Origin of the sequence: Chryseobacterium sp. StRB126 (genome assembly GCF_000829375.1) — a bacterium.
GTDB lineage: Bacteria > Bacteroidota > Bacteroidia > Flavobacteriales > Weeksellaceae > Chryseobacterium.
Map to the genome: position 1 here is coordinate 882,062 of NZ_AP014624.1, position 25,375 is coordinate 907,436.

The 25,375-nt window shown below is 35.2% G+C and carries 19 protein-coding genes; 8 read left to right on the forward strand and 11 right to left on the reverse strand.

Going from position 1 to position 25,375, the window contains the following annotated elements; all coding sequences use genetic code 11:
* Nucleotides 1-116: 116 nt before the first annotated feature.
* The 4 genes from CHSO_RS03810 (at nucleotide 117) to CHSO_RS03825 (ending at nucleotide 4,705) form a co-directional block, all read left to right on the forward strand.
* Nucleotides 117-527, forward strand: coding sequence for a DUF1573 domain-containing protein (locus CHSO_RS03810; RefSeq protein WP_045492460.1), 411 nt, complete (start codon nucleotides 117-119; stop codon nucleotides 525-527).
* Nucleotides 528-714: 187 nt separating this feature from the next.
* Nucleotides 715-1,596, forward strand: coding sequence for an SDR family oxidoreductase (locus CHSO_RS03815; RefSeq protein ID WP_045492463.1), 882 nt, complete (start codon nucleotides 715-717; stop codon nucleotides 1,594-1,596).
* Between the two features lie 87 nt (nucleotides 1,597-1,683).
* A complete protein-coding gene (locus tag CHSO_RS03820; RefSeq protein ID WP_045492466.1) occupies nucleotides 1,684-3,618 on the forward strand; it encodes a M1 family metallopeptidase in 1,935 nt (644 codons plus the stop codon).
* 259 nt (nucleotides 3,619-3,877) lie between these two features.
* Nucleotides 3,878-4,705 carry an endonuclease/exonuclease/phosphatase family protein gene (locus tag CHSO_RS03825; RefSeq protein WP_045492468.1) on the forward strand — a complete coding sequence of 276 codons (828 nt, stop codon included), beginning with the start codon at nucleotides 3,878-3,880 and terminating at the stop codon, nucleotides 4,703-4,705.
* 2 nt (nucleotides 4,706-4,707) lie between these two features.
* Here the strand turns inward: CHSO_RS03825 and CHSO_RS03830 are convergent, their stop codons facing one another.
* Together CHSO_RS03830 and CHSO_RS03835 are read right to left on the reverse strand one after the other, a co-directional pair.
* Nucleotides 4,708-5,394 carry a response regulator transcription factor gene (locus CHSO_RS03830; protein WP_045492472.1) on the reverse strand — a complete coding sequence of 229 codons (687 nt, stop codon included), beginning with the start codon at nucleotides 5,392-5,394 and terminating at the stop codon, nucleotides 4,708-4,710.
* Complete coding sequence (locus tag CHSO_RS03835; RefSeq protein WP_045492475.1) at nucleotides 5,384-6,703, reverse strand: sensor histidine kinase; 1,320 nt, start codon at nucleotides 6,701-6,703, stop codon at nucleotides 5,384-5,386. The genes CHSO_RS03830 and CHSO_RS03835 overlap by 11 nt, the downstream gene beginning before the upstream one ends.
* A 116-nt stretch (nucleotides 6,704-6,819) precedes the next feature.
* Here CHSO_RS03835 and CHSO_RS03840 point away from each other — a divergent pair, with 116 nt between their 5' ends.
* From CHSO_RS03840 to CHSO_RS03850, 3 genes are all read left to right on the forward strand, one after another.
* Nucleotides 6,820-7,653: a GLPGLI family protein gene (locus CHSO_RS03840; protein WP_045501822.1), complete on the forward strand. Its 834-nt coding sequence runs from the start codon at nucleotides 6,820-6,822 to the stop codon at nucleotides 7,651-7,653.
* A 183-nt stretch (nucleotides 7,654-7,836) separates the two neighbouring features.
* The gene (locus CHSO_RS03845; RefSeq protein WP_045501825.1) at nucleotides 7,837-10,206 is read left to right on the forward strand and encodes an outer membrane beta-barrel family protein; all 2,370 of its coding nucleotides are present in this window, start codon (nucleotides 7,837-7,839) and stop codon (nucleotides 10,204-10,206) included.
* A 262-nt stretch (nucleotides 10,207-10,468) separates the two neighbouring features.
* Complete coding sequence (locus CHSO_RS03850) at nucleotides 10,469-12,334, forward strand: M1 family metallopeptidase (protein WP_045492478.1); 1,866 nt, start codon at nucleotides 10,469-10,471, stop codon at nucleotides 12,332-12,334.
* A gap of 37 nt (nucleotides 12,335-12,371) precedes the next feature.
* Here the strand turns inward: CHSO_RS03850 and CHSO_RS03855 are convergent, their stop codons facing one another.
* From CHSO_RS03855 to clpB, 9 genes are all read right to left on the reverse strand, one after another.
* Nucleotides 12,372-13,757: a phosphatase PAP2 family protein gene (locus CHSO_RS03855; RefSeq protein ID WP_045492480.1), complete on the reverse strand. Its 1,386-nt coding sequence runs from the start codon at nucleotides 13,755-13,757 to the stop codon at nucleotides 12,372-12,374.
* Between the two features lie 111 nt (nucleotides 13,758-13,868).
* A complete protein-coding gene (locus CHSO_RS03860; RefSeq protein ID WP_045492484.1) occupies nucleotides 13,869-14,888 on the reverse strand; it encodes a zinc metalloprotease in 1,020 nt (339 codons plus the stop codon).
* A 696-nt stretch (nucleotides 14,889-15,584) separates the two neighbouring features.
* Nucleotides 15,585-16,601 carry a zinc metalloprotease gene (locus CHSO_RS03865; RefSeq protein WP_045492487.1) on the reverse strand — a complete coding sequence of 339 codons (1,017 nt, stop codon included), beginning with the start codon at nucleotides 16,599-16,601 and terminating at the stop codon, nucleotides 15,585-15,587.
* Nucleotides 16,602-17,017: 416 nt separating this feature from the next.
* Complete coding sequence (locus tag CHSO_RS03870) at nucleotides 17,018-18,022, reverse strand: zinc metalloprotease (protein WP_045492490.1); 1,005 nt, start codon at nucleotides 18,020-18,022, stop codon at nucleotides 17,018-17,020.
* A gap of 246 nt (nucleotides 18,023-18,268) precedes the next feature.
* Nucleotides 18,269-18,907: a response regulator transcription factor gene (locus CHSO_RS03875; protein WP_045492493.1), complete on the reverse strand. Its 639-nt coding sequence runs from the start codon at nucleotides 18,905-18,907 to the stop codon at nucleotides 18,269-18,271.
* Nucleotides 18,904-19,689, reverse strand: a complete 786-nt coding sequence (locus tag CHSO_RS03880; RefSeq protein ID WP_045492496.1) for a sensor histidine kinase — start codon at nucleotides 19,687-19,689, stop codon at nucleotides 18,904-18,906. The genes CHSO_RS03875 and CHSO_RS03880 overlap by 4 nt, the downstream gene beginning before the upstream one ends.
* The gene (locus CHSO_RS03885) at nucleotides 19,671-20,315 is read right to left on the reverse strand and encodes a hypothetical protein (RefSeq protein WP_045492499.1); all 645 of its coding nucleotides are present in this window, start codon (nucleotides 20,313-20,315) and stop codon (nucleotides 19,671-19,673) included. The genes CHSO_RS03880 and CHSO_RS03885 overlap by 19 nt, the downstream gene beginning before the upstream one ends.
* Nucleotides 20,316-20,344: 29 nt before the next feature.
* A complete protein-coding gene (locus CHSO_RS03890; protein ID WP_045492502.1) occupies nucleotides 20,345-20,875 on the reverse strand; it encodes a hypothetical protein in 531 nt (176 codons plus the stop codon).
* Between the two features lie 588 nt (nucleotides 20,876-21,463).
* On the reverse strand, nucleotides 21,464-24,058 hold the full coding sequence (clpB, locus tag CHSO_RS03895) for an ATP-dependent chaperone ClpB (RefSeq protein WP_045492505.1): 2,595 nt from the start codon (nucleotides 24,056-24,058) through the stop codon (nucleotides 21,464-21,466).
* A 362-nt stretch (nucleotides 24,059-24,420) separates the two neighbouring features.
* On the opposite strand from clpB, the gene CHSO_RS03900 reads away from it, so the two are divergent.
* Nucleotides 24,421-24,996, forward strand: a complete 576-nt coding sequence (locus CHSO_RS03900; RefSeq protein ID WP_045492508.1) for a TetR/AcrR family transcriptional regulator — start codon at nucleotides 24,421-24,423, stop codon at nucleotides 24,994-24,996.
* Nucleotides 24,997-25,375: the final 379 nt, after the last annotated feature.

Here is a 25,375-nt window from a genome sequence, read left to right on the forward strand (position 1 = left end):
TTATTAACAAATGTTTGAGAGTGGTTAACAAGCCGGATCGCTAATCACCTTTACATTTGCTATATCAAAAGATCATTACCAAGTTATTCTTTAACTATTAATAAAAAATTGTACTCATGAAAAATTTAAAAATTACTGCCCTTTTAGCTGTTTTAACATGCTCTCCTTTTTATGCGGGTATATTTCCTGTTGACAATACTTCCGTTGTAAAAACAATTGCAGACGTTGTTAAATGGAAGTCTGAATCTATTGACGTGGGAAATATCCCTCAAGGGAAGCCTAAATTGATCAGATTTGAATTTACCAATACCTCTGCAAAGCCAATTGTAATAGAAAATGTAGCACCATCATGTGGCTGTACAACGGCAGACTATACAAAAACACCAATCCTTCCTGGAAAAAAAGGATTCGTAGAAGCCAGCTATAATGCGGCAAGCCCGGGAATGTTTATGAAAACCGTTAGCGTTACCACAAGCGACAGTAAAACCCCTAAAACGCTATCATTCAAAGGAGTAGTCGTTTCCTAGTTATTATTTAAAAATGTATTGAGAACAACCCGCACATTGATTGTTGGGTTGTTTTTTTGTTAAATAGGGATAATGATTTGCATCGTTTTTCAAAATGATGAAGAGAATAACTATTTATAACATCATTTCTCGAAGTATTTTAAAACTTTGCATTTTAATATTTATTATTTTTAAGAAAAAATATTTTATGAGTCTATATACACAACCGATGTTGCGCGAAGGTGCACTGAAAGATAAAGTAGCAATTGTAACCGGTGGCGGAAGCGGTCTTGGAAAAGCGATGACCAAATATTTTCTTGAACTGGGAGCCCATGTGGTAATTACTTCCAGAAATCTGGAAAAATTACAGACGACAGCAAAGGAACTGGAGGCAGAAACAGGCGGTAAAGTTCTTTGTGTAGCCTGCGATGTGAGAAATTGGGATGAGGTGGAAGCGATGAAAGAAGCTACGCTGAAAGAATTCGGGAAAATTGATATTCTGTTGAATAATGCTGCAGGAAACTTTATTTCTCCAACAGAAAAACTGACTCATTCTGCTTTTGATTCTATTTTGGATATCGTTCTAAAAGGAACAAAAAACTGTACACTTTCTGTAGGAAAACATTGGATAGATTCTAAAACTCCGGGAACTGTACTGAATATTGTAACGACTTATGCATGGACGGGTTCTGCTTATGTTGTTCCGTCTGCTTGTGCAAAAGCAGGAGTATTGGCAATGACAAGATCCCTGGCCGTAGAATGGGCAAAATATGGAATCCGTTTCAATGCCATTGCTCCGGGACCTTTCCCAACAAAAGGGGCGTGGGACAGACTTCTTCCGGGAGATCTGCAGGAAAAATTCGATATGAAGAAAAAAGTTCCGTTAAGAAGAGTAGGAGAACATCAGGAGCTGGCAAACCTTGCTGCTTATCTTGTTTCTGATTATTCTGCTTATATGAATGGTGAAGTAGTAACTATCGATGGTGGAGAGTGGCTTCAGGGAGCTGGAGAGTTCAATATGCTTGAAGCTATTCCAAGTGAAATGTGGGATGCCTTAGAAGCAATGATTAAATCAAAAAAATCAAACTAACTTAATTAATTTTAAAAAAATGCCCGGATTTGTAACATTTCCGGGTATTTTTTTTACCTATGCATTACGTTAGTAATAATTTTTCAAATGAATTTAAAACTTCCAACTCTTGTTTCAGCGATTACGGTTTTCTTTTTTTCAGGAAATGTATTGGCACAGGAAACTCCAAAGTATGATTACGTAGAAGCATTTAAACCGTTCTTCTATCCTCAGACAGGTACGGAAACCCGCTCTGCAAGCGGACAACCGGGACATGCCTATTGGCAGAACTCAGCAGATTATCATTTGAATGTCAGTTTGAATGAAAGTAAAAAAGAGATTATAGGTACTGCTGAAATAAAATATACCAATAACAGCCCTGATAAGCTTAGCTTCCTTTGGCTGCAACTTGACCAGAACCTGTTTGCGAAAGATTCCCGTGGAAATGCCGTTGTTCCTTTGTCGGGAAGCAGAAACGGAGCTCATGGAGAAAGTTTTGAAGGCGGATACCACATCAAATCTGTAAAAATTGACGGTAAAGAGGTGAAATATACCATTACCGATACAAGAATGCAGATTGATCTTTCTGAAGAACTTAAAGCAAGAGGAGGAGTGGCGAAAATTGCTATTGAATACTCTTTTATTTCACCGGAATATGGATCAGACAGAATGGGAATACAGGATACAAAGAATGGTAAAATATTTACCATGGCACAATGGTATCCGAGAATGTGTGTGTATGACGATGTAATGGGATGGAACACGCTTCCGTATGTAGGAGCGTCTGAATTTTATCTGGAATATGGAGATATTACTGCCAATATTACGGTGCCGGCCAACCATTATGTAGTAGCATCAGGTGAGCTTTTGAATGAAAATGAAGTATACACTAAAGAAGAAACAAACAGGTGGAAACAGGCTAGAAACAGTGATAAAACTGTAATGATACATCCGGAATCTGAAATCGGTAAAAATAAATCTTCCGGAACGAAAACCTGGAAGTTTAAAATTACACAAGCCCGTGATTTTGCTTGGGCATCATCTGCCGGTTTTATTTTGGATGCAGCGAGAATCAATCTTCCCAATGGTAAAAAATCATTAGCTATTTCTGCTTATCCTGTAGAGAGTGCAGGTGAAAAAGCATGGGGCAGATCTACAGAGTATACTAAAGCAGCCATAGAACATTATTCCCATAAATGGTATGGCTATACCTATCCTGCAGCAACCAATGTAGCTGGAAATGAAGGCGGAATGGAGTATCCGGGAATTGTTTTCTGTCATATGGATTCGAAAGGAGAAGAACTTTGGGGTGTTACAGATCATGAATTTGGGCACAACTGGTTTCCTATGATCGTAGGTTCTAATGAGCGATTATTTGCCTGGATGGATGAAGGATTTAATACATTTATCAACGAAATTTCAACAGAGGCATTTAATAAAGGAGAATATTACAGAAAAAAGAGTCTGGGACAAGCTGGAAGCTTTTTTATGAACGATAATCTGGAGCCTATTATGGTGGGACCAGATAATATGAAGGAAAGAAGTATTGCTGCTTTGGCTTATTATAAACCGGGAGCCGGATTATCTATTTTAAGAGAATCCATTCTAGGTCCTGAAAAATTTGATAAAGCTTTTAGAACTTATATAGATTGCTGGGCATTCAAACATCCTACTCCGTGGGATTTCTTTCATACTATGGAGAATGTTTCGGGAGAAGAATTAACCTGGTTCTGGAGAGGATGGTTTTTCAATAAGTGGAAAATAGATCAGGCAGTGAAGAGTGCTAAATACATTGATGGAGACTTTAAAAAAGGTGTTCAGATCACTGTTGAAAATATCGGACAATTACCAGTACCCACCATTGTTCAATTGAAATTTAAGGATGGAACGTTCAAAAATGTCAAAATCCCTATTGAAGTCTGGAAAAGAAATACCGAATGGACTTTCAAGGTAGATTCTAATAAAGAAATAACAGAGGTTAAATTAGATCCGGATTCTCAAATCCCTGATAGTAATTTGAATAATAACACTCTGGTATTGTAATCTCTGTAATTAAAGGCTGGAAGCTGAAAGAAAGATGCTGGAAGTTACTTTTAGTGATAATGACAACATTCATTATACAATTAAATTATCTTAAAAGAAAAATAATTATTATTTATGACTTTCATAACTTCCAGCTCCTAGCTTTGAGCCACCAGTAATTCTTATTTCAAACTAAGGTTAATTTAACATTATTGTGATACAAATATGACTTTTCTATGATGGAGAAGTCTTATTTTTGTCTCAAATTGATAAAATAATTATGAATTTCAGATTTTCAATGATGTTCCTGATGTTGTTTGCATGGGGATTTTCACAGGACCTTACCGTAATGAGTTTTAATATCAGACTGAATGTTGCTTCGGACAAGGAAAATGCATGGCCAGAAAGAAAACAGGATGTTGCTGATTTACTAACGTATTATCATCCTGATTACTTTGGAGTGCAGGAAGCACTTCCGGAACAGATGAAGGATATTAAAAACGGATTGAAGAACTACGACTATATTGGAGTAGGAAGAGATGATGGTAAAGAGAAAGGCGAATTTTCAGCTATTTTTTATGACACTGAAAGATTAGAAGCAGTAAAATCAGGGACGTTCTGGTTATCTGAAACTCCTGAAAAACCTTCAAAAGGTTGGGATGCAGCATTGAACAGAATCTGTACTTATGCTGTTTTTAAAGATAAAAAATCAAAAAAGGAATTCATTGCCATGAATCTTCATTTCGATCATGTTGGAAATGTAGCCAGAGTGAAGTCTTCAGAACTGATTTTGAAAAAGATCAAAGAGCTTAACCCAAAGAACCTGCCGGTAACAGTAAGTGGAGATTTTAATCTTACCGATGATACAGAACCGGTTAAAATTCTTTCACAAAACATGAAGGATACTTTTTATCATTCAGAAACGAAGCATTATGGTCCTCTAGGAACTTTTACTGCTTTTAATATTAATGAAGTACCGAAAGAAAGAATCGATTATATTTTTACAAAAGACTTTAAAATAAAATCTCACCGTCACATTAATGACAGAAGAGAGAATCTCCTTTATCCCTCGGATCATTTCCCGGTTGTTGTGAAGCTTTCTTTTTAAAATTAATGGGTTGGAAAATCAATTTCAAATCCAATTCCTCTGAGGGATTGGATTTTTACTTTAGGGTCATTGCTGAAGTACTTGCGGAGTCTGCTGATAAATACATCAAGGCTTCTTCCCGTAAAATAATCATTGGTTTCCCACAGGCTATCCAGAATATTATTTCTTGTAATAGTGGAGTGATTATGTTTCAGAAGGTATAAAAGTAAGTCTTGCTCCCGTGCAGTCATTCGTACATTTCCACTGGGATGAGATAGCAGAAGTTTTTGAATGTCCAACGAGTATTCCCCGATTTTCACCAGAGGCTCTGTAGTAGGTGGTAAGGTTCTTTTCAGAATGTTTCTGATTCTCAGTACCAGTTCTTCAGGGTCACATGGTTTGGCAATATAGTCGTCAGCACCTATTTTTAATCCGGTTAACCGGTCAATTTTCTGGTTCTTTGCCGTTAAAAATAAAAGCGGAAAGTCATTTTTCTCTTTTAATATCATTTTAGCAAGAGAAAAACCGTCAATATTAGGCATCATAACATCCAAAATGCCCATCTGAAAAGAAAATTCAGTAGAGAGAAGCGGGATGATATCTTCAGGATTTTGAAACCAACTGACGTCAAAATCTTCCAATTCAAGATATTGTTTAAGGATGGTACCAAAATCGGAGTCGTCTTCGGCCAGTAGAATTTTAGTTTTCATAAGGAATTGTTATTTTAAAAGTACTTCCAGTGCCGGGCTGGCTGGAAACATCAACCTTGCCATTATAAGATGTAATAATTTCTTTTACAAAATAGAGCCCAAGCCCAAGGCCTTTGCTGTTATGGATATTATTGGCCTGGATTCTGTAGAATTTTTCAAAAATATTTTTTAGTTCTTTACTTTCCATACCCTGGCCATTATCAGAAACTTCAATTTTCAGATTCTGAGCAGTATTGCTGGTATTAACTGTCACCATAGAAGCTCCATATTTTATACTGTTTTCACAGAGGTTTTTCACCACCGTTTCCATGAGGTTTTTATCAAAAGGAAGCTGTCTGGAAATTGTGTTTTCAAACTTAAAATCTATCTTTGGATAAGTGAAGGCTAGATCCTGAACAAAGAAGTCCCAATTTTCAGGCTGTATAGAAGTTATATTCTCCGGTATTTCATCCTTGTGAAGCTGTAACATCAGGCTTTCCAGCCTTGTAATTTGTCGGTCAATCAATGGAAGAGTGTCTGGATTCCAGCCTTTTTTTAATGTTTTGGATGCTATTTTTAAGGTGGCTATAGGGGTTTTAAACTCATGTGAAATATTATCCACAACAGTGTGGAGAACTTCTACCTGTTTTTGTTGTTTGATGAGGTTCTTGACGGTGAAAATATACAATAGAAGAACACCTGCAAGCAGGATGATACAGCATATAATTAATAGAATAATCTCTTTGAAAACAAGACTTTTTATATTTTTAATTTCAATCTCTGTTTGGGTGTCAACATGAAATGAATCCATGTTATTAATCGTTTTTTTTCCTGTAGATTCTTGCGTTGATGACGTTCGCCAGGTTCCGACGCTGGTGGTGGCAGGTTTTCTAACTTTATCTTTTGTTTCGTAAATGGTGACCGGTTGCTGTATAAGTTTGATGCTGTCAGGAAGATGGAGAAGCTGAATATATTGAATTCTTACACAGATGATATATCCGTCTTTTTTTCGGCGCTCATTGATGTAAGCCGTTAAATTCTTACCAGAATATTTTTTTTCATCTACCAAATATTTTAAAAAATTCTGTTTACCGAGCTTTTTATTATAGTATCGGATAATATTCTTTTGCAGAGAATCGTCTTTCGAATCTTTAGCAGAATGATTATTCACCACCTGATCTGTATAGACTGAGATACCTCTATCAACGGATCTGTATATTTCCCTTTCTTTAACCTGATAGGTTTTATACATAAAATAAACCTGAATTCCCAGCAAAAAGCAGAAGAGGATAGTAAAAATATAAATCAGGTTTTTGTTATTAGGTATCATTGAAACAAAGATAAAACTTTCGTATTGCACTGAAATCGAATTTTTATCATTAACCTTTCATTAACCATATAATTTGTATGTTTTTTCTTATTTTTAAAGAACTAATAAGTTATTTCATGAAAAAACAGATTGCCCTCTTAGTAATACTGATAGGGATTATAATAAACGCACAGACTCATCGGTTCATCTACGAGCTTCAGTACAGACCGGATCCCAATGATGCAACGTATGATAAAGAAGAAATGGTGCTGGATATTAATACAGAAGAAGTAAAATTCTATGAATCTGAATTTCTGATAAACGATTCTCTTAATATTCTTCATGGGGGAATATCATCTCAGTATACCAGCCAGGTTGAGCAAACGATTATCAGGAAAAAAAACTCCAATAAAAATAAAAACTACTTTCAGATCAGAATGATGCCTTATTATTATGTTTTTGAAACTGAAGATAATATTCAGTGGAAAATAGAGGCGGACACTAAAAAGATTAATACTTATAATCTGCAGAAAGCAACAGCGAGATTCGGTGGCCGAAACTGGACTGCATGGTTTACTCCGGATATTAATATTCCCGAAGGACCTTATAAATTCAGAGGATTACCTGGGTTGGTTCTGTATGTGGAAGATGATAAGAAAGACTATATCTATTCTTTCTCCAGAAATATTAACCTACCCAAAACATATGACACAAAAGGCTTTCTTGAAAGACATTATTCATTAGATCCCATCACTATTGATTTTAAGAAGTGGATAAAACTAAACCTTGAATTTTATAACGATCCTTATGCAAGAATGAGAACAGATTTTCAGCCAGATTGGAATGTTCAGATTGAAGGAAAGCAAATCAAAAGTAAAGAAGAATTTGCGGGACTTACCAAACAGACGCAGATGAATATAAAACAATATTATAATCCAATAGAGCTGGATAAAGCAATTCCTTATCCATAAAAATAACCTCCCATTAATTTTAAAAGCCTGAGTTTTATAATTCAGGCTTTCTCATTTTTAAAGCAAAAAAGGCGTTAACCCATCATTAACCTTTCGTTAACCGAAATTCTCCCACTCAATATGGAATTTTGTCCTGTAAAACATGGCTTGGTATCGTCTTACTTCATTCTTAAAAATGTAATCATGAACAAAACTCTTCTTTTTCTGTGTCTTCCCATAATGATGATGGCTCAAAAACAAAAAATTGCAGGAACGGTAATGAATACCGAAAATGAAAAACTTTCAGCAGTAAATGTAGTTCTGTATAATTCCAGAAATGAATTAATTAAAGAGTTAAAAACCGATGGTAGTGGAAGTTTCACTCTTGATGGTATTAAGGAACAAAATGTAAAGTTGGTAGTGAAGAACAACGGATACTCTTTATTTGAAAAGAACCTGGATCTGGGAAAACCTGAAGCCTTACAAATTATTCTCAGAAAGGAAACTCAGGAAATAGAAGCTGTTGTGATGACCAAAAGCAAACCATTGGTGAAAAGAAAAGTGGATCGTCTGGAGTTCAATGTTGAAAACAGTAATATTTCATCACTCAATGCCTGGGAAATCTTAAAGAATACGCCTAGTGTAACGGTAAATAATAATGTGCTAACAGTGAAAGGAAGTACAGGAATTTTGGTCACAATTAATGATAAAAAAGTAATGCTGACTGGTGATGAACTTAAAAACCTTTTGGAAAACACACAGGGAGATGAGGTGAAATCTATAGAAGTAATTACCAATCCACCTGCAAAATATGAAGCTTCGGGGAGTGCAGTATTAAATATAGTCATGAAAAAGAATAAGATTGAAGGCTATCGTGGGATTCTGTCTTCGAAATATGTTCAGACTCAGTATGCAAAAGCAGTTTTCGGACTGTCGCAATATTATAAGAAGGATAAGTTATCCATTATGGCAAGCTATTATAAAGGGATGGGAACTTATTTCCGTGAAGGATCAGATTATGTTCGTTATCCTGAAAGTGAAACCACATGGATAAGCACAATGAACAGGAAGGATAAAAACACTAACCAGAATACCCTGAATTTTAATGTGGAATATGAGTTGGACAGTTTAACCAGCTTAAGCCTCAACTATTCAGGGTATTTTTCTCCAAAGTCTCATGGGGTCTACGATGTACCTACATTAATTTATAACAGCCAGAATGTTATAGAGTCTCATTACAGAACACTAAACGATCATGAATCAAGCTCCATCAATAATTCCGTGAGTTTTCAGATAGATCGAAAACTGAATAAAAAAAGCAATTTATCCTGGATCAATTATTTTACCAGTAATAATTCCAGTAAATACCAGAATGTAACTACCGATTTGGATTTTGCAGGTAAGCCTCCAAGAAAAGATAATTTTCTGACCCAGAATAAGGCTGATGTTCAGCTGTATTCCACCCAATTGGATTATCAGTGGAAAGGTGAAAAGCTGGAAGTAGAATCCGGGGCAAAATATAGTTTTGTAAAAACAAACAGCAAGCTTGATTTCTCTGATAATGAAAATGGATCCATGGAATTCAGACCTGAAAAAAGTAGTGATTTTGATTATAAAGAACATAATTTTGCTCTGTATTCCTCGCTATCCTACAATATTGGAAAATGGAACTTTAAAGGAGGGCTTCGTGCTGAAATGACAGACCTTGAAGGAATTGTTTCTGAACCGTATACCCGTAATAAAAATAATTACTGGAACTTCTTTCCAACTTTTTATGCTCAATATACCACAGAAAATAAACACGAATTTGGGTTTTCTTATGGAAAAAGAATCAGCAGGCCTTCTTACTCATGGTTGAATCCTGCAAAATCTTATTACAATCTTTTTTCCTACTTTCAGGGAGATCCTCAATTAAAAGCAACGATTATTCATAATCTTAATCTTTCGTATTCCTGGAAAGATTGGCATATTGATCTGTATTATCGCAAAGAGCTCTTTCCTGCTATGGAAATTTCATATCAGGTGCCGGAAACCAATAATGTAGTCTATAATTTTACCAATATAGAGAAAGGGCAGGCATTTGGGCTAAGTTTGTATAAAAGTTTCCAGATAAAGCCTTGGTGGAATATCGTTATGTCTGAAAATCTGGAGCGTAATGAAAATTATTTCAATGGAGTGGATGGTAGTTTGCATCAGAACAAAGTCTGGAATTGGATGTCTAATATTTCTACCAGTTTTACTTTGGATAAAAACAGTGACTGGAAAATGGAAATGGGACATCGGTATTTTTCTGCCGGAATACAAGGCCCTTTCAGAATTTCCAGCAATTGGACTGCCTATTTTGTGATGAATAGAAAGTTTTTCAATAAAAAACTGGAGGCCGCATTTATTGTGAATGATATCTTCAAAACCACCCGTCAAAAGATCGTTACCAAGTATGCTAATCAGGATAATTATTTTCTGGATTATACAGATATTCAAGGGTTCACAGTGTCATTGAAATATAATTTTGGAAACCAATCCGTAAAGAATGCCAAAACAATTAGAAAAGCCTCGGAACAGGACAGGCTTTAATCTGAGGTTTGGTTAAGGGAACTGAGATCGAATGCTGGAAGTTACTTTTAGTTAGTATGATTACAGTCGCTATACAATCAGGGTACTTTTAAAAAGAGAAAACAGTTGTTGTTTATGACTTCCGGGCTCCAGCTTCTATCTCCTGACTTTCCAGAATATTTTAAATTAAAATCCCATTAGCATAAACCATTATTATAAAAGAAATTCTCGTTTGATGTTACATTTTAGCTATTTTTGATACTTATCTAAAAAAGAGATTATTATGAAGAGAATTTTTTCCGGAATGCTGTTAGTTGTTTCATTATTGCAACTTTCTGCTCAGGAATTGTATATGCCGAGAAATATTAAGAGAGCTTACGAAAAAGGAACCAGAGATATTTCAGGTGCACCGGGCAAGAACTACTGGCAAAATAAAGGGATTTACAATGTTGAAGTAAAAGTAGATGCTAATACAAAGACTGTTTCCGGAAAAGAAACCATTGTTTATGTCAATAACAGTCCGGATAATCTCAATGAATTAGCGATAAGATTTGTAAATAATCTACATAAGCCGCAGTCTCCAAGATCAGGATTCGTTTCTAAAGACTTCTTGTCTGCAGGGCTTAAGATCAAATCATTTATTGTAAATGGTGAAAAATATGACATCAATAGCGATGATTGGGGAACTGTTGAAAAAATAAAATTAAAATCATCTTTAAAATCAAAGTCAAAAGCTGAGGTTAAGATTGAATGGGAGTATCCGCTTTCTGTACAGAGTGGAAGAGAAGGACAAATTGATCCGGAAACATTCTATGTGGCTTATTCTTTCCCTCGTATTTCTGTGTATGATGATTATAATGGATGGGATATGCTTCCACACTCCGACAGACAGGAGTTTTATAATGATTTTAATGATTATAGCTTTGCTATTACAGCTCCAAAGAACTATGTAGTATGGGCAACGGGAGATTTCCTGAATCCGGAAGCGGTTCTTCAACCTGAATATTTAAAAAGATATAAAGCTTCCTTGAAAAGTGATAACCTGATGCATATTGCTACAGAACAGGAGATGAAGTCGGGTAAAGTTACCCAGCAGAATAAGTGGAATATCTGGAAATTTAAAGCCAATCATATTACAGATTTTTGTTTTGCTTTAAGTAATCATTACGTATGGGATGCTGCAAGCGTACAGCTGAAAACCAAAAGAGCCAGTGTTCAGGCAGGGTATAAAGCCGGTGCAAAAGATTTTGAACATTATGTAGACTGGATGCGTTATAACCTAGATTGGTTTTCCAAAAACTGGCCGGGAGTAGAATATCCCTATAATGTAATGACGGCAATTCAAGGGTATGCAGATATGGAATATCCGATGATGATTAATGACACCAGTATTCCGGATGACCTTCAGGACGCCAGACTTACTGCAGATCATGAAATTGCACATACCTATTTCCCTTTCTATATGGGAATCAACGAAACGAGATATGCCTTTATGGATGAAGGATGGGCAACTACGTTGGAGTATCTGATCGGAATTGATGAAAATGGCGAAGAAAAAGCTAAAGATTTTTATAAAAATTTCCGTGTAAAAAAATGGATTAATGATCCTTCAGCAGAACAAGATCAGCCGATTATTACAATGAGTACACAGGTAAGTGGTTCTGGATACGGAAACAACTCGTATGTGAAATCATCACTGTCTTATCTTGCATTAAAGGATTATCTGGGTGATGAGTTATTCAAAAAAGCATTACATCATTATATGGATAACTGGAATGGGAAACATCCGGTGCCATGGGATTATTTCAACTCAATGAATACAGGTTCCGGAAAAAATATGAACTGGTTCTTTCAGAATTGGTTTTATACCAATAATTATATTGATTTAAAAGTTGCCAGAGCTTCTCAAATGAATGATTTGCTTACGATAAATGTAGCGAATGTAGGTGGATTTGCCATTCCGTTTGATGCATTATTATCTTATGAAGACGGAACTACGGAGAAGTTACATTTTTCACCCTCTGTGTGGGAAAAAGATCAAAAATTAACTGATCTTGTGATTCCGATTAAGAAAAAAGTAAAATCTGTAAAGCTGGATGGGGATCTCTTTATGGATTATACTCCGGAAGACAATAGTAAAACTTTATAAATGTAAAAGCCTTCAGACTCCTGAAGGCTTTTTTATCTTAAAAATAAGCGGTTAATCTTAAACCGAGTGAAATATAATTGATTTTTTCTTTAGCAATCAGATTGTTGAGTTCCTGATCTAATTCTGCACTTTCTTTGATTTCATCACTGAAATGATAACGGATTGTTGAGTTGATCTGGTTATAATCTGTATAGAATGTAAGACCTAATCCCGGATTGAATTTATAGGTCATAGAAGCTCCTGTATTCCAACGGAAAGCCGGTTTAGGTTTGTATCTGGCAATTTGAAGTTCGTGATTAGGAGTGTCTATATCATTTCCTTTTACAGATACTTTTCCACTGGCAGTAGCAGCGTATCCGCCGGTTAGCTTTAAAGTAAGTTGCCATTTGTCTGAAAATTCATGAGAAAAATAAGGTCCTATTCCTGCTGAAAGGAAACCCATGGATTGGGTTTTAACCTCATGGTCACCAAAATCCTGTCCGTCATCAAAGGTTATTCTTTGGGATTTAATAGGGAAACTGCTGAAGGTGATGTCTGCACCCACTCCCCATTTTTTTGAAAAGAAATAAGCTCCTTCTAATCCGCCTTCAAAACCTGTTTGCTTTTTGTCATCCAGTTCCGATTCTCTCAGGAAGTTGGTGGTACCTAATGCTGTACCCATTTTTAGAGAAAGGAAAGATGGGTAATCATTTCCCTGTACTCTGGATAAAATACTTAAATTATCTCCCTTATTCTTATAAATTTTATCAATAAAAAAGTACCCGAGTTCTGTGGCTATGATCCCAATAGCAGCACCGGCAAGAATATCCGGAACCCAGTGTCTGTTATTTAAATTTCGTCCAAGTCCTGTGAGGGTTGCAGAACCATATCCTGCAATACTATAGGCTGGGTTTACCATTCCATATTCTTTGTGAAGAAAGCTGGCATTGGTAAAAGCCATAGCAGCATGTCCTGATGGAAAAGAATTGTTTTTAGATCCATCCGGGCGCTCAACTTTTGCAGTATATTTAATCGAATTGACTAAAATAGCCATTATGGCTAAGCTAGCTCCATAAGATAAAGTGGCTCTTCCAATGTTGTTTCTTCCCTTTACACCTCCGAGTTTTAGACCGTAAACAGCTACGGCAGGAGCGTATTGAAGATAATCATCATATTTAACTTTGAAATTAGGGAGGTATCGGTTTCTTACCTCACGGATATTTTCTTTTTCTCCCCATGTAGCTGCTGCTGCAGTAAAAAGTATGGCGGGAGCTACAGATTTTTTTACCCATTCCTTTTTGAAAAATGGAGTAGATTCCTTTATCGGTAAATTGGTATTCATTAAAGCAATATCCCGCTGAAGATTTCGAGACTGAATCGTATCCTGTGCCTTAATACAAAATAAGTGCAATAGTATTCCTGATGCTAATGCTATTTTTTTCATCTTAGTTAATGGTACTGAAATTAAATCGCGTAAAAATATAAAAAAAATCTATCCCAAAAATTGAGATAGACTATTTTAATGTTTTTATAATATTTCAACTGATTTTGTCGATTATCTTAACCCAGCTCTTGGTCCGGATGCGGATACTACAGCTTGCATTCTTGTTTTTTGATTAGCAGAAAACATAAACATTGCCTTATCATCTACATAATCCATATAGTTCATGAACATCTGAGAACGGCTTACACCTCCACAAACTCTGTTCAAAGGATATGTGGGAGTTCCATAGTTAGGACCTGGAGAAGTAGGTGTATCATTAGAGTAATCTGTCTGACAGCCTGCATTAGATGATCCCCAAAGGTGTGGAAGGTTCAGATAGTGTCCTACTTCGTGTGTTACTGTTCTCCCTAAGTTGAACGGAGCTGAAGCACCTGTTTTTCCTATATATTGATATCCAATTACAAGGCCATCATACCATTGCCCTGCATGTTCTGGATAATAAGCGTAGCCTAAAGTTCCAGGTTGGCTGTTTTCGTCAAGTATTGAATTTACTACCCATATGTTCATGTTTTTATTCACATCAGTAGCATCAATACCTCCTGTACTCGCTTTTTTCATTTCTTCGAGATCAGATCTCCAACCTGTTTTTGTATTCTGTTTACGATTAGTTGCTACTAATTTGAAACGGATTTTTACATCACCTGCCGCTGAAGGCTGAAATGCTGAAGGAATTTTAATGATGTCGGAATTGGTAGCACCATAATCAGCATTCAGTACCGCAATTTGCTCTGCGATTCTTGCATCGGAAACATTTTGAGCTGAGGTATTATAGATCACGTTAAAAACAACCGGGATCTCAACACTTCCATCTGCGAGTACTTTTACCACTTTAAGATTTTCTGCAAACTTTTCGGTTCCGAATTCAATATCGGCTATTTTTTGTTGGAGTGCAGGATTTTTCAGAAGCATTGCTTGTCTTATTTCTTCTGATGGACAGCTCCTTTGCGTAACAGTTAATGCAGTAGGAGAAGCCTCGGAATTCATTGGTGATTCATTTTGGTTGGTCACGCTGTCATTGTTACAGGCGGACATTAACCCCAGAGCAAGCGCTCCAAATAAGAATTTTTTCATATCGTTATAATATAATTGTGGTTGAGGGTGTGAAATTATATTATTTAAAATTGATATGCAAATTATTTAGTGAAATGTTTAATGAATATTTATTTAATGGTTGTTTTATTTAAGTATGTGATAATATAATTGCTATTGTTTTGAATTTTAATTAATTTTATCAAATTGTTTTATATTTCACGCTTAAGTGTATTTTTGTATGGGAATATTTTCATGTTTTTTTATTATTTGTAGAATATTTTTAATACTAAATCAGTTTTCGAAATGATCATTAAAAGAATGGTAATAGCTTCAGATTTTTTGCTTTCTAAATGATTATATGTCGAGAATATAATGCCTCCGTTATTGCTTGTTTGAAAAAATGAGCCGATAAATGCAATACTACTTCTGAATTTAAGAGGGGGGGAGAGGAAAAAAATCTATCTCAATTTGAGATAGATTTTAAATAACCTGAGTTCGGGATAAGACATTTCTGTTTTTAGTAAGTAAGGAAGCCTGGAGCTGGGAGAGGGAAGTGAGCTTAGGTTAAAAAAACACTTATAACTCTGTAATGTTTATTCCTTTAAAGACAGCTTCATCAAATTTTAGGATAACGTCAGAAATTGTAGCTCCGATAGTAAGTTCCAGACTCACTCTTCCAGCTTCCAGCCTATTATCTTTAATTTCTTATTCCGAACTCGGGTTAAAAAACAACTCTTATCTTAATCCTGCTCTTAATCCAGTAGCAGAAACTACAGACTGCATTTTTGTTTTTTGCCCTGCTGAGAACATATATAATGATTTATCATCAGAGTAATCCATATAATTCATAAACATTACAGATCTTTTAACCCCATAGCAAGTATTATAAAGAGGATAAGTAGGGTTTCCTGTGTTAGCATTTGTCTGTGTTGGAGTATCTGCAATCAAATCATCTCCACATGTGGTATCTCCCCAAATATGTCTAAGTCCTAGATAATGTCCTACTTCATGAGTCGCTGTTCTTCCTAAGTTGAAATTAGCAGATGTCCCTGTTTTACCAAAAAACGGAGCCGCTATAACGACACCATCTTTCCATGTACCTGCATCTTCAGGCCATGAAGAGTACCCAAGAACATCTCCTCTGGTATCTGGCATCCTGCCTACCACCCAAATATTAAAATTATTTGCAGTATTAGTTGCATCAATTCCTCCTTTAGATGCCAGTTTCATATTATTTTTATCTCTGTCTGTTTTAGTCCATGATGATTTGGTCGTAGATTTTCTGACAGTATTTACTAATTTGAATCTTACTTTTACATCACCTGCTTTTACCCCTTGAAATTCTGTAGGTATTTTTGAAACATCAGTATTTGTTCCGCCATAGTCCGCATTTAATACATCAATCTGTTCTGTAATTCTTGCATCAGAAACATTTTCTGCAGCAGTACTGTATAGTACATTTACCATTACTGGGATTTCAACCGTTCCATCAGCAAGAACTTTTCCCATTGCTGCTTTTTTTGCAAAGTTTTCAGCATTAGCTTCGAGATCAGCTACCTTTTGCCTTAAGGCTGGATCATTCTTTAAAGCTTCGTTTCTCATTTCTTCTGAAGGGCAATTTCTCTCTGTAGCCATTAAAGCAGTAGAAGAAACTTCTGAATTCATTGTTGATTCATTCTGATTGGTCATGCTGTCATTGTTACAGGCAGACAGTAAGCCCAGAGCAAGAGCTCCGAATAATAATTTTTTCATATCGCTTTTTTATTTTGAGGATGTGAAATTATATTATTTTAAATTAATGCGCAAATATTTTAATTAAATAATATTGGAATGGTTATTTTATTAGTTATATATTAAAGTTGTATTGATTGTTTTGAATTTTAATTAATTTCAATTATTGCTTTTATATTTCTTACCTAAACATTTTTTTACAGAAATAATTTAAAGGGTTTTGTTTTTTTTGACTGAATATTTTTTATAATTAATGGCTGTGAAATCGTCTTATTCTTAAATATAAGGGTTGTGTTTTTTTTACCTATTAATTCTAAGTACAGAATAAAACAATATTTCTGATTCCTTAAATCTATGGAAGGTAGAAGAGTAGGTGTGAAAAAAAAATCTATCTCAATTTGAGATAGATTTTTAAATATTTAATAACTAGTATTTTATTAGTAAACTCTTAATCCTGATCTTGCACCTGAAGCTGCAACTACAGACTGAATCCTTGTTTTTTGTCCTGCGGAGAACATAAACATAGCTCCGTCATCTACATAATCCATATAGTTCATGAACATTACAGATCTTTGTACTCCGCTACATGTATTGTATAAAGGGTATGTAGGTTTTCCATAATTGGCTGTTGTCTGTGTAGGAGTGTCACTTACAAGGTCATTTCCGCAATTAGCATCTCCCCAGATATGTCTTAGATTTAAGTAGTGTCCTACCTCGTGCGTTGCTGTTCTTCCAAGATTGAATGGTGAAGAAGCTCCTGTTTTACCAAAATAAGGCGCTCCAATGACAACACCGTCATTCCATAATCCTGCAGATTCTGGGAATGTAGCATATCCAAGAATGGTACGACCCTGGCTTGTCATTTTTCCTACTACCCAGATATTTAAATAATTGGTAGGGCTAGTTGCGTCAATACCTCCTTTAGACGCTTTTTTCATATCATCATTGGTGGACCAACTTGTCTTGGAAGTAGATTTTCTAACCGTATTTACCAGTCTAAATTTTACTTTTGTATCACCTGAACTCACCGATGTGAATTCAGAAGGGATTTTACTGGCATCACTGTTTGTACCTGAATAATCAGCATTTAATACTGCAATTTGTTCAGCTATTCTTGAATCAGAAACGTTTTCTGCAGTGGTTTTATAGATTACATTTACAACTACAGGGATTTCTACGCTACCGTCAGCAAGAACTTTTCCAAATTTAATATTCTTAGCAAAGTTTTCTGTGTTGATTTCCAAATCAGCAAATCTTTGTTTGAGTTCAGGATTGTTTTTCAAGGCCTCCTGTCTTATTTCTTCAGAAGCACATCCTCTTTGTACTAATCCGGAAGTCAGTGTTGGATCTTCAGCTGGAGTTTCATTTTGGTTGGTAACATTATCATTGTTACATGCAGTCATTAGGCTGAGCATAAGAGCTCCAAAAAGTAGTTTTTTCATGTCAATGTTTTTAAAATTGAGGATATGAAATTATATTATTTGGAATTAATATGCAAATTATTATTTAATTTATTTGTTAAATTGATATTTATTAGTGTATTTATTTAATTATATAACATGTATTTTAATAAGATTTTGTGTTTTTAGTAATTTAACAAATGACTGTTAGATTTTATTTGTTTTTATGTTTTTTAATGTAAATAATTAATATATTAAATTGTTTTAAAGAAAAAAAATTACTCTGAATTAATTTGCAAAACCATTTTTAATTGCGAAAACAGCCAGGCCTACACGGGTTTTTAAATCCAGTTTTTCACATAACTGGTCACGGTAGCTCTCCACTGTTCTGGGGCTGCAGCACATTCTGTCTGCAATTTCTTTATAACTCAGTTCAGTTACGGTGTATTTGAGAAATTCTTTTTCCCGTTCAGAGATTTTTACAGTAGTTTCAATATCATTTTTATTGAGATTGGAGAATATAATCTTTGAGGCCCATTCAGGATAAAAGAAACCATCTGTATTTAATCTGGTAAGCGCTGTTTCCAGATCTTTTGGGTGGGTGTTTTTTAAAAGATATCCTTTTGCTCCATTTTTAATCATTTTAATGACACTGTTATCATCACCCTGCATGCTGAGCGCCATTACTTTGATGTCCGGATGATTTTTGGTGACCCAGGCTGCCGTTTCAAAACCATCCATAATCGGCATACTGACATCCATAAGAATAATATCTGGAATGATATTTCCTTCTTCAAATTTTTGAATCAGATCTTTGCCGCTTTCGCAGACGTAGGTCACTTCAAACTCACTGAAGTTACCAATAATCCCTTCTAGGGCTTTAGCAATAAGTATATGATCGTCAACAATTACAATTGTTTTTTTCATAGCTGTTTTTTTAAGATAATATTGAGTTGGGTGCCTGTGTTTTTTTCGCTCTCAAGAAGGAAATCGGCACCAATGATTTCAGCTCTGTTTTTCATATTGGTGAGACCAATTCCGTTAGATTTTGTCTGGGTAGTATCAAATCCGATTCCGTCATCACGGATGGTGAGTTCCCAAAGTGTGTTCTCGGAAGTATTTAAACTGATGAAAATATTTTTACAATGAGAATGTTTTATACTGTTTTGTATAAACTCCTGAGTGATTCTCAATAATAGATTTTTATGAACAAAACCCAGATCCAGATGTTCAAAATTATGTTCAAAACTGATAAGACATCTTTTTAATGAATTGGTATTATCAACCTCCTCCTGTATCAGCGTTACAATTTCCTTTTGACTGATATTATCATCTGTTAATGTTTTTGAAAGGCTACGCAAATCCTGCAGAGACTGGTTGATAATCTGTGAAACCTGGTCAATTCTCTCATTGGCTTCCGGAACCTTATTCTCATAAAGCATTTGCTGAACATATAAACTCACCAACGTTAACTTTTGTCCGATATTGTCATGCAGCTCTCTTCCAATTTGCTGCATGGTGGCCTGCTGAATCTCCAACTGGGTAGAGAGAAGTTCTCTTTGGTGAATCTCGTTTTTCATTTCTATCTCATTAAGATATTCTTTCTTTCGCTGCCTGTAGTTTCTGATATAGATGGCTACAGCAACAGCAAACATTACAAAGAATGTATTAAAAAGGATGATCGTAATTATTAATTCTGCTTTCCCCATATGAATGAACTTGCAAATAAAAGATACATTATTGTTCCGGAAACCTGAAAATAAGCAAAATAAAGATCCCAAATATCTCTGTATTCCCAAAGAAGAGACATGAAGGTCATAAACGGAAGTGTTCCTATATAAAAAAGAGTATTACCTAGGTTGATATAAAACATCCTATTGGTGCTGAATTTTAGGATTTCCGTTGAATTAACCTGCTTATAATATTCCATCACTACAAGAACCATCAAAAATAGACAGCCTAAAGTATAATTGGGAGCATATACAACTTTTCTTTCTACGAAGAATGACATTTGTGGAATAAACGCAGCAAAATATAACAAAGAGAAGATATAGAATAGTTTTGGCTTTTGCAGAGACTTTATTGCGTATAACCAATAAAAGAAAATAAACTGCAATGGCATTACAAAGTAGTTGTAAAAAATAATTCTATCAATACGAAGATCCTCCTCAAACCATTTCACAGAAGATTCGCATAGGAAAATGGCAATAAGATACAATGCGAAAAGTTTCCAATGCAGTTTTTTTTCACGGTTAAAATAAATAATGGATACTAAAGCTGCGATAGCCTCTCCAGTATACATAAATTGTGAGAAAAACCTTTGGAATTCAGTCATAGTTTATAATAAGTTTCTTGTAATTAATACTAAAGCATTCCCAGCGAACTTGCAGGAGGAGATAAAGTTCCCTGATTTTCTCCAAGACCCTTGGGTTGTGGATTTTTTCCTCGAGCATAAAGCGCTGTGCTTAATGATTTTCCGTTTGAGTTTTGTAAAGCATGAAAATCATAATTAATAATTTCTCCTTCTTCATTCTCTTTTTTCAAAGTAGGAACCATTACAAGAGTATGTCTTTCAGAATACTCTTGTGGAACGGGGTGGCTCTCCATGATATCCCAATTCTCAATTTTCGGATAGGCAGCATAATAAAACCTGATTCCTAAATCTTCTTGAGTACATTCTGGGTTTATTTTACTGGCTTCACGTTCTATCTGATTGATGAAATTTTTCAGCTTTGGAAGATCAAACCAGATACAGTGAGCGTCTGTTATACCCATAGCTTCGTTGATCGCATTCATTTGGTTCTGGCGATAGTTGTCAATAAGAGCTTTAATCAGATCATTTGACATTACTCCTGATCCCGAAGGATCATGTTCATTAGTAGATTTTGTTTTCATACCTTAGTTTTATAATGGAATATCCGTATTTCTGCAAATTTCGTAAAAAAATACTGTAGAAAGTAGAATAGGGAATAGGGAATTACACTGTTATTTTTACCGTGTTTTTACGGGTTGTGTATTTAAAGAAAAAAGATAAAGGTAAAACTAAGCGATTTTCATAAAAAAAGCGGAGAGAAATTCTCCGCCTTACTTTAAATACAAGGGTATCTTCTAGGGTCTCTGCAAATCATTCCTGATGTGCAGCATAGGCCGCTAGGGCAGTTCCAGTTTTCATCACATTCAATAATAGGAAGAAGCAGTCCGCCTTCGATTTTCTTTAATTCTTGTCTTTTTAACTTTTTCATACTGATTTTGTTTAAGTTATTGATTTGTTAGAACGTTAAATTTAATAATATTTCACGTTAAAAAGATATAAATTATGAAAAGTATTTATTGTTTATAACTCATTCTATGATTATAATTCGTTCATAACTGATTTGTTGAAGGAAGATCAAATGGTTTTATACAAAAAATAAGTGCCGCAGATTTCTCTACAGCACTCATTTACAAAAATTAATGTATATGAAAAAAAACTACTTTATTCTTTTATTGTTCAGTAGGCCTGAATACCAATCCTGTTTCTACAAAATAATCCAGTGTAATTCTGTCACCGTCATGTACATTTCCTGCAAGGATTTCTTTAGACAGTTTATTTAATACTTCCTGTTGGATTACTCTTTTTAGAGGTCTTGCTCCAAATGCTGGATCATATCCTTTTTCCATCAAATAATCTACTGCATCCTGAGTGAATGTCATGATGATGTTACGTTTTGCCAACATCTCATTAAATCCTCTCAACTGATACTGAACAATTTTTCCAATCTCTTTCTTTCTCAAAGGTTGGAAGAGTACAATCTCATCAATTCTGTTTAGGAATTCCGGACGTAATGTTTGTTTCAATAAATCAAAAACTTCATCTTTGGTTTTATCCACAATTTCATCCTGGTTTTCCTCAGTTAGATTCTCAAAATTTTCCTGAATCAGGTGTGAACCTAAATTCGAAGTCATAATGATGATAGAATTTTTGAAATTCACTACACGGCCTTTGTTATCTGTTAAACGACCATCATCTAAAACCTGTAGCAGAGTGTTGAAAACATCCGGGTGGGCTTTTTCAATCTCATCCAAAAGAACCACGGAATAAGGTCTTCTTCTTACTGCTTCAGTTAATTGTCCGCCTTCATCATATCCAACATATCCCGGAGGCGCACCTACCAATCTGGAAACACTATGACGTTCCTGATATTCACTCATATCAATTCTGGTCATATTGTTTTCATCATCAAATAAGAATTCGGCCAGTGCTTTTGCAAGCTCAGTTTTACCAACACCAGTTGTTCCCAGGAATAGGAATGATCCGATTGGCTTTTTATCATCACTCAATCCTGCTCTGTTTCTTCTGATAGCATCAGCTACAGCCTGGATCGCTTCATCCTGTCCTACCACTCTGTGGTGAAGTTCAGATTCCAGATTCAATAGCTTATCTCTTTCAGATTGTAATAACTTGGTTACAGGAATACCTGTCCATTTTGCAATGACTTCAGAGATATTTTCAGAAGTTACTTCCTCTTTGATAAGCTCATTTTGGTGGTTTTGCATTTCCAATTCAACTTTAGCAAGCTCATCTTCTTTTTCACGAAGTTTTCCATATTGGATTTCCGCTACTTTGGCATAGTCTCCGGTTCTGGAAGCTCTTTCTGCTTCTAACTTCAGAGATTCAATATCTTTTTTGATCTGAGTAAGATCTTCACTTTTCTGTTTTTCTTTCAGCCATTTGGCATTAATCTCATTTCTCTGTTCAGAAATCTTCGAGATGTCTTCTTTTAAATGGTCTATTTTAGTTTGGTTGCCTTCTCTTGAAATGGCGGCCAACTCAATTTCTAGCTGCATTAATTTTCTGTCTAAAACATCCAGTTCTTCTGGCTTGGAATTGATTTCCATTCTCAGCTTAGCAGAAGCCTCGTCGATAAGGTCAATTGCTTTATCCGGTAAAAATCGGTCTGAAATATATCTTTGGGACATTTCTACGGCAGCAATAATCGCTTCGTCTTTAATTCTTACTTTATGGTGAGCCTCATATTTATCTTTAATTCCACGAAGGATGGAGATTGCAGACTCGGTATCGGGTTCTTCTACCATTACTTTCTGGAAACGTCTTTCCAACGCTTTATCCTTTTCAAAATACTTTTGGTATTCATTTAAAGTGGTAGCTCCGATAGCTCTTAATTCTCCTCTTGCAAGGGCAGGTTTCAAAATGTTGGCAGCGTCCATCGCTCCTTCACCACCTCCTGCACCTACTAAAGTGTGGATCTCATCAATGAAAAGAATGATCTGTCCGTCAGATTTGATGACTTCATTCACTACGGATTTCAGACGTTCTTCAAACTCACCTTTGTATTTGGCTCCGGCGATTAAAGCTCCCATATCCAATGAATATAATGTTTTATCCATCAGGTTTTCAGGAATGTCACCACTGATGATTCTGTGTGCAATTCCTTCAGCGATAGCCGTTTTACCTACCCCTGGCTCCCCAATAAGGATAGGGTTGTTTTTAGTTCTTCTGGAAAGGATCTGTAATACTCTTCTGATCTCTTCATCGCGTCCGATTACCGGGTCCAGTTTTCCTTCAGCTGCTAACTCGTTGAAGTTTTTTGCATATTTATTTAAGGATTGATAAGTTTCTTCTGAACTTGCAGAAGTAGCCTTGCTTCCTTTTCTTAATTCTTTAATGGCTCCTTCCAGTAATTTTTTAGTTACCCCCATGTCTTTCAGCATTTGAGAAACTTCAGAGCTGGTTTCAATAAGGGATAACCATAGGTGTTCAATCGTTACATATTCATCACCCATTTTTTTAGCGATGTTGGGTGCGTCCAGTAATACTTTGTTTGCTGATTGTGATAGATAGATATTTCCTCCCTGTACTTTAGGAAGTTTTTCTAAATTTTCACGGTTTCGCTCTCTTACTAAATTAGCATCTGCTTCAGATTTTTTTAATAGGAAAGGCGATATATTTTCATCCACCTGAAAGATTCCTTCAAGGAGATGTTGAGGTTCAATACTTTGGTTGCCAAATTCCATCGCTACCTGTTGTGCTGCCTGGATGGCTTCTTGTGATTTTACAGTATATTGGTTTAAGTTCATATTTTCTATATTTTTGTTAATGATTCGTTCAAAGTTTAGTTTTAAAAAACATCAAGAAACTAAATTTTCAGGCTTAGTTTCTTAATGCCTATCAATTATTTAATCATGTAATCGATGACTGTATCGCAAAAACTGTTCAATTATTAAATTTACAAAAAATATAGACAAAATTTCCGGATTATGTATTTTTAACGATAATTTAACTTGACAAAATTTCCGATTCTTCAAAATCTTCTTTGAAATTGATGAACATTCCGTCAGTTCAGATCTTCGGAACCAGGAAAACAGATTTGAAAATGAACGAATTTGCCTTTTTCTAATGCTTAATTTATTTCAGAATAACTACTTTTGCATTTTTACAGATGGAACTTAAAGAAAAACAAAGGAAAATATTAGACGTAGCCGTAGAACTTTTCAAAGAGAAAGGGTATATGGGGAGCTCGGTAAGAGATCTAGCTACGAAGCTTAATATCAAGGCAGCATCACTGTATGCACATATCCGTTCGAAAGAAGAAATTCTGGAATGGGTTTGTTTCGGTATTGCACAGGAGTTTTTCGATGAGCTTCAGGAAGTAAAAAACACAGATATTGCTCCAAGGGAAAAACTGAATTTATTTCTAGACAAACACTTATCAGTTGTTCTTAAAAACCGTGATGTTACCCACATTTATTCTATAGAATGGAGACATCTGGAAGAAAGGCTTTCTGAGTTTGTAGAACTGAGAAAAAGTTACCAACAGGAAGTGGAAAAGTTAATTTCTGAAATTTATCAAGCAGAAAACTGGGAACTGAAATCGCCATCATTTACTACAAGATTCATTCTTCATACCCTAAATAATTCCTATTTCTGGTTCAAAAGAAGTAGCGATTCTACCGATGAAATTACTGATGAGATAAGGGAAAAGATCCTTTATGGGCTTTTAGGAAATCAAAAGTAGTTAATATGTTTTCTGTCATTGATTACGTTGAATCTTCGATTTCTGACGAAGGAAGAATCTCTATAAATAATCCATAGAAACTGTAGGCTATTGGTCTGTTACCCTATAACAACTTTGATATTTTATATAGGTTTCATGCTTCACTTCGCTCTGCTCCGAATGATATCAGTTAAAATATAAATCGGTGACTTTGTATTCATTTGTATGTGCTTTTCAGTTGAATTTTATCATTAATTGCGTACTTAAAATTTTTACAACTTTGTGGCTAGCTCCTAATAGTCCAGGATTTATTATTTAGAATCATTTAAAATATGACGAAAGTCATAAAAATTTTGTCATATACCAAAATCTTTTTAAATTTACACCTAACAAATGTTAG